The sequence below is a fragment of the Pseudomonas sp. IC_126 genome, assembly GCF_004331835.1.
GTDB lineage: Bacteria > Pseudomonadota > Gammaproteobacteria > Pseudomonadales > Pseudomonadaceae > Stutzerimonas.
Genome location: NZ_SJSS01000001.1, coordinates 993496 through 1006499 on the forward strand (window position 1 = coordinate 993496; position 13004 = coordinate 1006499).

At 60.3% G+C, this 13004-nt stretch carries 11 protein-coding genes; 5 read left to right on the forward strand and 6 right to left on the reverse strand.

Going from position 1 to position 13004, the window contains the following annotated elements:
- Nucleotides 1–211 precede the first annotated feature (211 nt).
- The 3 genes from E0D86_RS04525 to hemN all read right to left on the reverse strand — a co-directional run bounded on the left by E0D86_RS04525 (nucleotide 212) and on the right by hemN (nucleotide 5675).
- Nucleotides 212–2470 (reverse strand): ATP-dependent DNA helicase, encoded by a 2259-nt coding sequence (locus E0D86_RS04525; protein ID WP_131648766.1) that lies wholly within the window; start codon nucleotides 2468–2470, stop codon nucleotides 212–214.
- Nucleotides 2467–4107 (reverse strand): VRR-NUC domain-containing protein, encoded by a 1641-nt coding sequence (locus E0D86_RS04530; RefSeq protein WP_131648767.1) that lies wholly within the window; start codon nucleotides 4105–4107, stop codon nucleotides 2467–2469. Before E0D86_RS04530 ends, E0D86_RS04525 begins: the two co-directional genes overlap by 4 nt.
- A 179-nt stretch (nucleotides 4108–4286) precedes the next feature.
- Nucleotides 4287–5675, reverse strand: a complete 1389-nt coding sequence (hemN, locus tag E0D86_RS04535; RefSeq protein WP_131648768.1) for an oxygen-independent coproporphyrinogen III oxidase — start codon at nucleotides 5673–5675, stop codon at nucleotides 4287–4289.
- 489 nt (nucleotides 5676–6164) lie between these two features.
- Between hemN and galU the strand changes: the two genes are divergently transcribed.
- Complete coding sequence (gene galU, locus E0D86_RS04540; protein WP_131648769.1) at nucleotides 6165–7004, forward strand: UTP--glucose-1-phosphate uridylyltransferase GalU; 840 nt, start codon at nucleotides 6165–6167, stop codon at nucleotides 7002–7004.
- A gap of 43 nt (nucleotides 7005–7047) precedes the next feature.
- On the opposite strand, the gene E0D86_RS04545 is transcribed toward galU, so the two are convergent.
- Complete coding sequence (locus E0D86_RS04545) at nucleotides 7048–7470, reverse strand: VOC family protein (protein WP_131648770.1); 423 nt, start codon at nucleotides 7468–7470, stop codon at nucleotides 7048–7050.
- Between the two features lie 72 nt (nucleotides 7471–7542).
- Between E0D86_RS04545 and gorA the strand changes: the two genes are divergently transcribed.
- The gene (gene gorA / locus E0D86_RS04550) at nucleotides 7543–8901 is read left to right on the forward strand and encodes a glutathione-disulfide reductase (protein ID WP_131648771.1); all 1359 of its coding nucleotides are present in this window, start codon (nucleotides 7543–7545) and stop codon (nucleotides 8899–8901) included.
- Nucleotides 8902–9037: 136 nt separating this feature from the next.
- On the opposite strand, the gene E0D86_RS04555 is transcribed toward gorA, so the two are convergent.
- Complete coding sequence (locus E0D86_RS04555; protein ID WP_131648772.1) at nucleotides 9038–9526, reverse strand: copper chaperone PCu(A)C; 489 nt, start codon at nucleotides 9524–9526, stop codon at nucleotides 9038–9040.
- Between the two features lie 160 nt (nucleotides 9527–9686).
- On the opposite strand from E0D86_RS04555, the gene E0D86_RS04560 reads away from it, so the two are divergent.
- From E0D86_RS04560 to E0D86_RS04570, 3 genes are read left to right on the forward strand one after another with little or no spacing between them, the layout of a single operon-like run.
- Nucleotides 9687–10055: a YidH family protein gene (locus tag E0D86_RS04560; RefSeq protein ID WP_131648773.1), complete on the forward strand. Its 369-nt coding sequence runs from the start codon at nucleotides 9687–9689 to the stop codon at nucleotides 10053–10055.
- A gap of 2 nt (nucleotides 10056–10057) precedes the next feature.
- Nucleotides 10058–10432, forward strand: coding sequence for a DUF202 domain-containing protein (locus E0D86_RS04565; RefSeq protein WP_131648774.1), 375 nt, complete (start codon nucleotides 10058–10060; stop codon nucleotides 10430–10432).
- Nucleotides 10433–10455: 23 nt separating this feature from the next.
- Nucleotides 10456–11502: a low specificity L-threonine aldolase gene (locus E0D86_RS04570; protein ID WP_131648775.1), complete on the forward strand. Its 1047-nt coding sequence runs from the start codon at nucleotides 10456–10458 to the stop codon at nucleotides 11500–11502.
- Between the two features lie 101 nt (nucleotides 11503–11603).
- Here the strand turns inward: E0D86_RS04570 and E0D86_RS04575 are convergent, their stop codons facing one another.
- Nucleotides 11604–12956 (reverse strand): gluconate:H+ symporter, encoded by a 1353-nt coding sequence (locus E0D86_RS04575; RefSeq protein WP_131648776.1) that lies wholly within the window; start codon nucleotides 12954–12956, stop codon nucleotides 11604–11606.
- Nucleotides 12957–13004 lie beyond the last annotated feature (48 nt).

Sequence of the window (13004 nt, forward strand, 5' to 3'; positions counted from 1 at the left end):
CGCAGGCGGCGCATGTCTTGACGCATATCTGTTATCAGTCGTCATATGACATGTCGAATTATGGCGACAGCCGAATGCTTGTCAATGCAATCTGTAAAGAAATGTAAGGCGTGAGACTTTTGTCTAAGCGAGGCTATTAAGCTGCAGGGGTAGGCGCAGCGCTGTCCTTGCGGTCTGGACGCGCCGTGAAGGGATCTAAATCTAAAGGACATCAAGAAATAGCGTTCCACCAACCGGGCAGAAGTTGTCTGACGTTTGGACGTGCAAAGCGGTCATCAATTAGATGGACGACGCCTTGGTCGTCGGTGGTACGGATGACTCGGCCCGCAGCTTGTACGACCTTCTGCAAGCCGGGGTAGAGGTAGGTGTAGTCGTAGCCGGCGCCAAACAGTTCATCCATTCGAGCCTTCATCTGCTCATTCACCGGGTTGACCTGCGGCAGGCCTAGCGTCGCGATGAAGGCGCCAATCAACCTGTTCCCAGGCAAATCGATGCCCTCGGCGAAGGCACCGCCCAGAACCGCAAAACCGATGCCGCAACTCTCCTCGGTGAAGCGCCCAAGAAAGGCGCTGCGAGCCGTTTCAGGCATGCCGCGCGTCTGTTCCCAGAACGGCAGATTCGGATGCTGCGCCGCCAGCAGCCTGGTCACTTGTTGCAGGTAATCGAAACTGCTGAAGAACGCCAGGTAGTTGCCGGGGCGCTGGTGATACTGCTGCGCGAGCAGATCGACGATGGCCTGCAGCGAGGCGGCGCGGTCCTGATAGCGGGTGGAGATATGGCGCGCCAGGCGCACTTCCAGCTGCTCGGCTCGAAAGGGCGATTCGACATCGATCCAGACATGATTCGGCGGCAACCCCAAGGTGTCGGAATAGAACGGCCTCGGGTTGAGCGTGGCCGAAAACAGCACGCAGGAACGTGCCTCTCGAAAACGCGGGCCGAGAAAAGGCGCCGGTAATAGGTTGCGGATGCAGAGAATCGAGCTTCGGCCACCATGAACGCTGCGTTGTGGCAGCAGCGTGCAGTCGAAAAGCGAATGTGGCCCGAACGACTCGGCCAGGCGACAGAAGTGCATCGCGTCGAAATACGCACTCTGCAAGGCGGGATCGATGCCAGCCGGTTGTTCGCCGAGGTAATCGGTGATCGCACTGATAGCCTGTTGCAGCGCGCCGATGAGTTTTTGCGGCAGTTCCGGCTGCACCTCATAAGTATCGATTTGCGGACGGTGCACGTCGCCCCAGCTGCGTAGGATTCGCTCGATCGGCTTCTTCAGCGGTGCGGGAGCTGTTTTTCGTAAACCCTTGAAGTGCCTGATATCCAGCTCTGCGGTGTACATACTCCGGCCGCGTTCCAACAGATTGTGAGCCTCGTCCACCAGCACGCTGATGTGCCATTGATTGACCAGCGTCAGGCTGTGGAGCAGGGCGCTCATGTCGAAGTAATAGTTGTAATCGCCCACCACCACATCGGCCCATCGGGCCAATTCCTGGCTGAGGTAATAAGGACATATCTGATGGCGCAGCGCTGTCTCGCGCAATGCTTTCTGGTCGAGCATCGGATACGTCATCGCCTCGGCACGCGCCGCCGGGAGGCGATCATAGAATCCACGAGCAAGCGGGCAGGACTCGCCGTGACAAGCCTTGTCCGGGTGCTCGCAGGCCTTGTCGCGCGCAGTCAGTTCCAATATCCGCAAGGGCCCCGCGTCGGTCGTCAGGCTGTTCAGCGCATCCAGCGCCAATTGCCGTCCAGAAGTCTTGGCCGCAAGAAAGAACAGCTTGTCCAACTGCTGACCGGGGAACGCCTTTAGCTGCGGAAACAGCGTGGCGAGCGTCTTGCCGATGCCCGTCGGCGCCTGCGCCATGAGATGCGTGCCGGTGCAGGCCGCCTTGTACACTGCTTCGGCCAGTTGCCGCTGACCATGGCGGAACTCGACATAGGGGAACTTCAGTTCGGCCAGTGCCTGGTCCCGTTCACGTCGATGAGCCAGTTCCTGCTCGGCCCAAGCGATGAAACGCTGACACTGGGTTTCGAAAAACGCCTGCAGCTGCGTCGCGCTGTAGGTTTCGACCAGCAGCGTTTCCTTCTGGCTCACCACATCGAAGTACACCAGCGCTACATTCAGCGAGATCAACTCCCGTGACGCACACAACAGCCAGCCGTAGATCTTGGCCTGCGCCCAATGCAACTGGCGATGGTTGGCGGGCTGGCGCGAGAGGTCGCCGCGGTAGGTCTTGATTTCCTCGAGCTGATTCTTCGCCGGGTCGTAACCATCGGCGCGACCACGAACCAGCAAATCCACGTATGTCCCCTCCAACGCCACTTCGCGCTCGTATCCCTCTGCTCGGCGAGCGGTCACCGTGGCATGCCCGGCGATCCCTTCCAGCGCGGTGGGAGAGGGCGTGAAACGAAGGTCCAGATCACCCGTCTTGGCGGTAAATTCACACAACGCGCGGACCGCGACTCGATAGCTCAACGGTCGCCCTCGGCCCATTGCACATAGCAGACGGCAATCGGCACGGCGTGACGCAACGCAAAATCGATCCAGCGTTTCTGGTTGTCCTGCAGGCGGTCGCCGGGGCCTTTTACTTCTATCAGCCGGTAGCGCCGTTCGCCGGGCCAAAACTGAACGAGATCCGGTAGCCCGCTGCGGTGGCTGGGCACGTCCTGCAGGATGCGCTGGAAAAAGGCGCGCAGATGCTCGGCCGGGATGCAGTCGAGCGCCACGTCCAGCAGCGTGTCGTCGAACAGCCCCCAGCTGACGAATTGCGACTGCAGGCCGAACTTCTGCTGATACATCCGGCGTATGCAGTCGCGGTATTCGTCCGTGCCGAGCTTGCTCAGGCATTCGCTGAACAGATCGGCGCGACGGGTATGAAAGTCGGGCCGCGCGAGGTCTGCCGGCCCGGCGTGAAAGGGGTGAAAGAATGCCCCAGGCAAGGGCGCGAAAATCGCTTCCCAGCAGAGCAGGCCCAACAGCGAATTGATCAGCGCGTTTTCCACGTAGTAGACGGGCGCATCGTCGCGTGTCAGGTGTTCGCGCACCGCGTGCTCGACACTCATTCCGTTCGGCCTGGGCAAGATCAGGTTGATTCGTTCCGGCTGGGCAATGCTGGCGCGGCGCGCGGCGGGTTTACCCAGGGTGCGCCGCAGACGCGGCAGGATGCGTTGCAGCTGCTGGGCTTCGTGCTCGCTTTCAGGCGCGGCCTGGGCGACCAGAGCCAGTTGCAACGCGGCTTGCGGCTGGTCACAACGCTCCAGTACGCGGATTGCGCGCTCGCGTGCACCTGGGTAGCGGTTGGCGGCGTGCAGCTGCAACGCCAGGGACAGATCACCGTTGCGCTCGCATTGTCGGGCCAGGCTCAGCAGCAGCTTGCCGCGGCGGTTTTCCAGCCAGTCGTTGGCGTATGGCGTCGCCGGGATATCCAGCAGCACGGTTTCGACCGCCTCACCAGCATCGAAACGTTCGCGGCAGCGATGCAGATGCAAGTAGGCATCCACCTCGGAGCGCGCGTGGAAGGCACGGGAAGCCGGGGAGAAGGCGACCTGCTCGTAACGGAAGATGCCCAGATCGGCAAGCACGAATTCGGACCAGTCCTGATGAATATTGCCGAAGAACATCAGCCGCAGCCGGTCGCACAGGTCGCCGATGGTCAGGCCGAACGCCGCTTCACCGAGCATTTCGCACCAGCTGGCGAAGGATTTTGCCTGCTCATGTTCAGCCAGCAAGGTCTGGAGCAGATCGCCCTTGCGCTGGCCGTTGGCGGCGCCGCCGAACACGCGCAGCAATTCATCTTTCTTCAGCAGGCCGAACAGCTGGACGAGATCCAGCACCGGGTTAGCCTCGATCCAGCCGTGCTCGATCAGCATAGCCGAAGCCTGCAACGGACAACCGATCTCCTCGTAGCGCAATTTGCTGGCGCGAAACAGCGTGCCTTTACGCATCACCATGCGCACCAGTAGGGCCTGCGAGGCTTGAGGAATCTGTGGGAAGCGATCAAGGAACGCGCGTTCGTCGTCGTCCAGCAAATCACCGTGGCGCTCGCCGACCCAGGCGAGTACCTGGCAGAAATTGTCGAGGTAATAGAAGGGGTTTTCCAGGGCCTGGCGCATCGAACGTCCGGTTCGGTAGGCGCGGGCAACATCGCCCGTCGAGCTGGGTATTTATACAGTTGTCATTGGGTTTGGCAACGCCGGGACGATCAGTGGTTCGATCATGGCGTGCATGGATAGCGCGGGGGTATTGCGAAGGTGCGCCTCCTGTGTTTGATGCAGGAGGCGGGAGCCAAGCGTCAGACGGTACGCGAGAAGCGTCCCCGCTGTTCACCGCCCAGGTAGGCATCGAAGGCCATGGCCACATTTCGCATCATTAGATGGCCCTGAGGCAACAGCACCACGGCGTCGTCACGGATTTCGACCAGGCCGTCGGCGACATGCTCATCGAGCTTGACCAGCGAGTCGGTGAAATAATCGCGGAAGACGATGCCGTAGCGCTTCTCCATCTCGGCGAAGTCGATGCGGCCGTGGCACATCAACGAGATGATCACGTCGCGGCGCAGGCGATCGTCCTCGCTCAGTTTGTAGCCGCGGTGCACCGGCAGTATCCCTTCGTTCAAACGCGCGTAGTACTGCGACAGTTCTTTCACGTTCTGGCTGTAGCTGTCGCCGACCTTGCCGATGGAGGAAATGCCGAGGCCAATCAGATCGCAATCGGCATGGGTCGAGTAGCCCTGGAAGTTGCGCTGCAGCGTGCCGTTGGCACGGGCGAGGGTCAGCTCGTCGTCTGGCAGGGAGAAGTGATCCATACCGATGTAGACGTACCCGGCATCGGTCAGACGCTTAATGGTCAGTTCCAGCAACTCCAGCTTGCGTTCCGGCGGCGGCATATCTCCAGGGCGAATCAGCTTCTGCGCGCGAACCAGGTCAGGCAAATGCGCGTAGCTGTAAGCGGCGATCCGGTCGGGGCGGATGTCGATGATCTTGTTCAGCGTGGTGTTGAAGCTGTCCACCGTCTGCAATGGCAGACCGTAGATCAGGTCAACGCTGATCGATTTGAAGTTCGCGTCTCGGGCAGCCTGGACCAACTCGCGGGTCTGCTCTTCGGTCTGGATACGGTTGACGGCGATCTGCACCTGCTCGTCGAAGTCCTGCACGCCGAAGCTCAGGCGGTTGAAGCCCAGCGCGCGCAGTTGATGAATCTGCGCTGGGGTGACGGTGCGCGGATCGACTTCCAGCGAAAACTCGTGATCGTCGCTGTCGTCCATGTTGAAAGCATCGTGCAGCGCGGCCATCAGGTCCGCCAGCTGTTCGCTGGTGAGGTAGGTCGGCGTGCCACCGCCCAGATGCAACTGGGTCAACTTGCGCGAGCGATCGAACAGCGCGGCCTGCATCTTTATTTCACGCTTGAGGTAGTCCAGGTACTCGACGGCCCGATCGGTCTTGTGAGTGATGATCTTGTTGCAGGCGCAGTAGTAGCAAAGGCTCTTGCAGAACGGAATATGGATATACACCGACAGCGGCTTGGGCGTCACGGCCTCGTTGGTTTCCGTCGCGGCGCTGCGGTAGTCGTCCATGGCGAAAGCCTGATGGAACTGCGGCGCGGTGGGGTAGGAGGTATAGCGAGGCCCCGGACGGTCATACTTCTCGACCAGGGCGCGGTTAAAGCTCGGCGTTTGGTCCATGTCTGCTCTCACCTTGCGGTTGATAGGGGAGTGGTCGGACGGGTCGCTGTCGACGGCCCGCGACTTCATGGCGACGATTATCCCGATTCTAGTTCACGAGTCGGCTGTCCCAGATCAAGAAGGCGGCACAAGCGGGGCTGAAGTCCGGCTTCAACATTGTGATGTTGCGGTCGATTTTTCTCTGCCAGCGTCGCATCGATGTCATCACGCTGTGCAACAACTCGGACGCGAGGGTCCGCTCATGCCGATCTCGCACGCCCACTTGGCAAGCGGCTCAGCACCGATCAAGCTATGTCGGTGCGTAGGTCAATAACCGCCGGTCGCTTGATTGCCAACGTGGCCTCGAATTGGCTCAGAAAATGTGCGAACCCCTCGCCGTTTCGGTGGTCGTAGCCTCTAGTCAGCCGCTGGCGGCAGGACGTGCAGGGTATGGCTGTTGACCGATCCAGGCGCAGTGCATCAACCGGAACAATCTTCTCAAGGACTCACATGATCAAGAAATGCCTTTTTCCTGCGGCCGGATATGGCACGCGCTTCCTTCCTGCGACCAAGGCCATGCCCAAGGAGATGTTGCCGGTAGTGAACAAACCCCTGATTCAGTACGGGGTAGAAGAGGCACTGGCAGCCGGGCTCAGCCAGATCGCGATCGTTACCGGCCGTGGCAAACGTTCCCTGGAAGACCACTTCGACATCAGCTACGAGCTGGAGCACCAGATCCGCAACACCGACAAGGAAAAATACCTGGTCGGCATTCGTAAACTGATCGACGAATGCAGCTTTTCATACACCCGTCAGGTGGAAATGAAGGGGCTTGGCCACGCCATTCTCAGCGGCCGTCCGCTCATCGGCGACGAGCCCTTCGCAGTGGTCCTCGCGGACGACCTGTGCATCAACCTCGATGGCGATCCGGTGTTGGCGCAGATGGTCAAGCTGTACAACCAGTTCCGCTGCTCGATCGTTGCCATCCAGGAAGTGCCGCCGGAAGAAACCAGCAAATATGGCGTCATCGCCGGCGAGATGATCCGCGACGACATCTTCCGTGTTAGCCACATGGTCGAGAAACCCAAGCCGGAAGACGCGCCGTCCAACCTGGCGATCATCGGCCGTTACATCCTGACCCCGGACATCTTCAACCTGATCGAGCAGACCGAGCCGGGCAAGGGCGGCGAAATCCAGATCACCGACGCCCTGATGCGTCAGGCTCAGGATGGCTGCGTGCTGGCATACAAGTTCAAGGGTCAGCGTTTTGATTGCGGTAGTGCCGAGGGTTATATCGCGGCGACCAACTTCTGCTACGAGAACTTCTACCTCACCGGCAAGGCGTTCTGACCTACGCCATGCAACAAGGCCACCTTCGGGTGGCCTTTGTGTTTCACGGCGCCGGCATATCCTCGGCGCCCGGACCCAATGGCTGGCCATAGCTGAATTCGACATAGTTGCCAGCCGGATCACGAACACCGCAGTAATAACCGACCGGATAGGGCTCGTCACGCGGCTCCCAGATCAGGCATCCGGCCTGTCTGGCGCGCTCCGCAATCGTATCGACGTCTGCGCGACTCGCCAGCGCGAAGCCGAAATGGCTGTAATCATCTTCAGCCAGCTTACGGTTCTGGCCTCCCGGCATGATCACGAAGATGAATTCGCGCTCTTTTCCAGGCTCAGCCATCCAAACGATGCGCGACCCTTTTCCGGCGCGTTCGTGGAACACGTGCATACCGCAGAACTGCGCATAGAACGCGATGCAGGCATCCAGATCGGGAACATGCAGTGCGAGATGGGTCAGGGTAGGGCGCATGCGGCAGACCTCCGGTGAATCAGGCCAACAGCCTGGGTTATGCTGTCCGTTCTACAAGGGAGACAACAGTTCATGGCTTACGACTTCGATCTTTTCGTCATCGGCGCAGGGTCCGGCGGCGTCCGCGCGGCACGTTTCGCTGCCAGCTACGGTGCCCGCGTCGCGGTCGCCGAGAGCCGTTATCTGGGCGGCACCTGCGTAAACGTCGGCTGCGTACCGAAGAAACTGCTGGTCTACGGAGCCCACTATGCCGAAGACATCGGCCAGGCCCAAGGCTATGGCTGGACGATCGATGGTGCGACCTTCGACTGGAAAACCCTGATCGCCAACAAGGACCGTGAAATCCAGCGACTCAATGGCATCTACAAGAACCTGCTGACCGACAGTGGCGTCACCTTGCTGCAAGCGCACGCACGCCTGATTGACGCCCATACGGTTGAAGTCGAAGGCCGGCACTACCGCGCCGAACATATCCTCGTCGCGACTGGCGGCTGGCCCTTCGTGCCGGAGATTCCAGGCCGCGAGCACGCCATCACCTCCAACGAAGCCTTCTACCTCGACGAACTGCCGCGCCGCGTGCTGGTGGTTGGGGGCGGCTACATTGCCGTCGAGTTCGCCTCGATCTTCCATGGCTGTGGCGCCGATACCAAGTTGCTGTACCGGGGCGAGCTGTTCCTGCGTGGTTTCGATGGCTCGCTGCGTGATCACCTGAAGGACGAGATGATCAAGAAGGACATCGACCTACAGTTCAACGCCGACATCGCGCGCATTGACAAACAGACTGATGGCAGCCTGCTCGCCACGCTGAAAGATGGGCGTACCCTTGAAGCGGACTGCATCCTGTACGCCACGGGGCGGCGGCCGATGCTCGAAGGACTGGGATTGGAGAACGTCGACGTCGCGCTCGATGATCGGGGTTTCATCGCGGTTGACGAGCAGTTCAGGACCTCAGCGCCCTCAATCCTGGCGATCGGTGACGTGATCGGGCGAATCCAACTGACGCCCGTCGCGCTTGCCGAAGGCATGGCGGTGGCGCGTCAACTGTTCAAGCCCGATGAATACCGGCCGGTCGACTACAACACCATCGCCACGGCGGTATTCAGCCTGCCGAACATGGCGACCGTTGGGCTGACCGAAGAAGAAGCCCGCGAGCAAGGCCACAAGGTGACGTTGTTCGAGAGTCGCTTCCGGCCGATGAAACTGACCATGACCGGCAGCCTCGAGCGCAGCTTGATGAAGCTGGTGGTCGATGCCGACACCGACAAGGTACTGGGCTGCCACATGGCCGGGCCGGACGCGGGCGAAATCATGCAAGGCATGGCTGTGGCACTGAAGGCGGGCGCGACCAAGCGCATCTTCGACGATACCGTCGGCATCCACCCGACGGCAGCCGAAGAGTTCGTCACCATGCGCACGCCAACGGGTTTCTGATCGGGATGCTGCGTCGTCCGCATGGTTGGATTGCGCAGCAAATCAACTGCAGCCGATTTCTAACGGATAAAGAGGAGGGTGACTCTATCGACGGACGCGGCAGGACCGAAACCCGCCGCGCCGACTCGCCGAGGCTTTAGTGATGCATATGCCCGTTGCTCGACTCCGGGGCCTGGTGCTGAATGCTAACCTCGACGGCCACCTCTCCAGCGTTTTCGAATATCAGCGTGAGAGGAAACTCCTCGCCGGCTACCAGCGGTTCGCTCAGCTTGAACAACATGACGTGATTGCCGCCCGGCTTGAACTCAACTTCGCCACCGGCAGGTAGGTCTACCGCGTCGATTCGTTCCATACGCATGACCTCGCCTTCATGGAAATGAGTATGCAGTTCGGCTTTCTCCGCGCGGGGGGTCTGCACGCCGATCAGCCGATCCGGCTTATCGGCCGGATTACGCAACGTGAAATACACGGCGCCGGTTGGCGCGCTCGGCGGCATGGCGCGGGACCATGCTTGCGTAACGGCAGGCGCGCCGGCCATTGCATGATGGGCGTGAGCAGGGTCGTTTGCCATGGCCGTCAGGGTGGCGGTGCCGAGAACGAAAGCGGTGACCAGACGAAGCAGCATGAGTCTCTCCAGGGCGGTTTTCGATGGCGCACAGTAGCATGAGAGCTCGCGCCTTCGCTGTGCCGACGCATCGGTGAAATCGCCACAAATGAACCTGCAGGGCGGTAACGTTTCTGTTTGAATGAGTCTGGTCCAACCCCCATCGGAGACGCATCACTTGATGGAACGAAGTCGCTGGAGTCACCGGTTACTATCCGGCGGAAGGGAGCCCGACCCCCGGTTCACCCTGGCCAACGAGCGAACCTTTCTTGCCTGGATCCGCACCTCGCTGGCGCTACTGGCTGGCGGCGTAGCAGTCGAAGCCTTTGCCGGCAGCATATTTGCGCTGGAGCTACGCAAGCTCCTGTCGATTTCACTGCTGTTGCTGGCCATGTTCATCAGCTCGACGGCTTGTATCCGCTGGCTGAACATCGAGCGTGCCATGCGCCACAACAGGCCGCTGCCGTTTCCGCTGCTGATTCCGATCCTGTCGATCGGCGGCACGCTCGTCACGTTGATCCTGATCAGTTTCATCGCGCTTCGTGGTTGACCATGCACATATCCGTTCGTCGAAGCCTGAAACCCAAACCGCCACGTCCGCCGCTGCACGAAGACCCAGGCCTGCAGCCGGAACGTACATCGTTGGCATGGGGGCGGACCTTGCTCACCATGATCGCCGTCAGCGCGCTTTTCCTGCGCTGGATGCCCTATCACGGGGCCTTCGTCGGCATGCTGTTAGCGGTTTCGCTGATCACGGCGCTATACATCTGGGCCACGCAGCAACGCCGCTATACACGTAGCGCCAGCGGACTGAAGAGTGGACGCATCCATGCCGATGCGTCCTCGATCCTGTGGCTGGGCGCTTCGGTTTTCATGCTTGGGGTTTTGGGGCTTTACACCGTTATCTTCTTGCCGATCACTCGCTGAGGCAGCAACCAAAAGAGGCTTAAATGACCACCGCTAATCAGCAATTCGCCAGCGACAATTATTCAGGCATCTGCCCTGAGGCCTGGGATGCCATGGCCAGAGCGAATCAGGGGCACGACCGGGCCTACGGTGATGACCAGTGGACTGCGCGCGCCGCTGACCATTTCCGCCAGTTGTTCGAAACCGATTGCGAAGTGTTCTTCGCATTCAATGGCACGGCGGCCAACTCCCTGGCGCTGTCTTCCTTGTGCCAGAGCTATCACAGCGTCATCTGCGGAGATATCGCGCATATCGAAACCGATGAATGCGGCGCGCCGGAATTCTTCTCCAACGGCTCCAAATTGCTGGTGGCGCGGACCGAGGAGGGCAAGCTGACCCCGGCGGCGATTCGCGAAGTCGCGCTCAAGCGCAAGGACATCCATTACCCCAAGCCGCGTGTCGTCAGCATTACGCAAGCCACTGAAATCGGTACCGTCTACCGGCCCGACGAACTCCGTGCGATCAGCGATACCTGTAAGGAGCTTGGGCTGCATCTGCATATGGATGGCGCGCGCTTTTCCAATGCCTGTGCATTTCTCGGCCTGACGCCCGCCGAGCTGAGCTGGAAATCGGGCGTGGACGTGCTTTGTTTCGGTGGTACCAAAAACGGCATGGCCGTGGGCGAAGCGATCCTGTTTTTCAACCGGGAACTGGCCGAAGACTTCGAATACCGTTGCAAGCAAGCTGGTCAGCTGGCATCCAAGATGCGCTTTCTGTCCGCACCATGGGTTGGATTATTGGAGAGCAACGCCTGGATCAAATATGGCGAGCACGCAAATCACTGCGCCCAATTGCTCGCAAAACTGATCAGCGACGTGCCGGGCGTAGAGCTGATGTTTCCCGTCGAAGCAAATGGTGTCTTCGTGAGCATTCCGCCGTTGGCGCTAGAAGCGTTGAGGAACCGCGGCTGGATGTTCTACACATTCATCGGTGTCGGCGGCGCACGCTTCATGTGCTCTTGGGACACCAGCGAAGAGCGGGTACGCCAGCTGGCCGACGATATCCGTAGTGTGGTGCTGCAGCACCGATAGTCAGGGGAGGGGCTTGTGCGTCGAGCCTCCGGAGCCGCGAAAAAAGAAAGCCCCGCATGCGGCGGGGCTCCCTGTGGTCCGTTGACCAGGCCCGATGCGGGTCAGGTTATGAACAGGCTGATCAGCAGGCAGATAGCGAGACCGGTCAGGCCGACGATCGTTTTCATCACCGTCCAGGATTTCAGCGTGTCGGAGACGCTCATGCCGAAGTACCGGTTGGCCATCCAGAAGCCTGAATCATTGACGTGCGAGAAGGCGGCACCACCACAGGCAATGGCGATGGTGCACAGCGCCAACATTTGCGGGCTTGCGCCAAGCAACTGAGCCACCGGTGCCGTCAGGCTTGCGCCGGTGATCATCGCTACGGTACCCGACCCTTGGGAAATCCGCATGATCGCCGCCGTTGCAAAGCCGAACAGCACGAGCGGCATGTTCATGTCCTGCATCGCATCGGCGAGGATCTTGCCGACGCCTGATTCGACCAGCACCTTGCCGAACACACCACCCGCTCCGGTGATCAGGATGATGATCCCGGCTGGCTCCAGCGCCTTGGTAGCGATCTTCTGCAACTGGTCCGCCGTAAAGCCGCGATTATGTCCGAATATCCAAAAGGTCAGCAGCGTCGTCAGCAGCAGGGCGATGATCGGGTTGCCGATAAACATCAAGATGTCACGTAGCGGATTTCCTTCGGACAGCAGCATCTCGGCCGAGGTGTTTCCGAGGATCAGCACCAGCGGCAGCAGAAGGGTGAGGACCACGCCTTTGAATGCCGGCAATTTGCTCGGGTCATCGAACTTGCTCTCCCCGGTCACCATGTATTCAGGCACCGGAACGAAGATACGGCTCGAAATGAACTTGCCGAACATGGGACCCGCGACGGCCATCGCTGGCAATCCGGCGATCACGCCCCAGATGATGACCCAACCGAGGTCGGCGCCCAGAATGCTGGCGGTCGCGATCGGGCCGGGGGTTGGCGGCAGAAAAGTGTGGGTCACGCTCAGCCCTGCGCACAGCGGGATGCCGTAATAGAGCAGGGACTTGCCGGTACGGCGTGCGATGCCGTAGATCAGGGGCACCAGGATGACGATGGCCACATCGATGAACACGGCGATGGAGACGAGGAATCCGACCAGTCCCAACGCCCAGGGAACGCTGCGATCCCCGCATTTGTCGATCAGGGTCAGCGCTAAGCGCTCCGAGCCGCCCGAGACGCGCAGCATCTCGCCGAACATCGATCCGAGTCCGATAATCAACGCGACGAAGCCCAGCGTGCCGCCCATCGACTTGACGATGAAAGCGAGGAGGTCTTGCGGCGCCATGCCAATGGCGAGTCCCGCGCCGAGACTGACCAGAATCAGCGCAAGGAAGGGTTGGAATTTAAGTTTGACGATCAGAAAGAGCAGGGCGACGATCGACGTCGCTGTGACCGTCAGTATCAGGGCATTACTTTCCATTCGGACTCCGATTGTTATTGTGAGGAGCGTAAAAGCGCGCCGGTCATC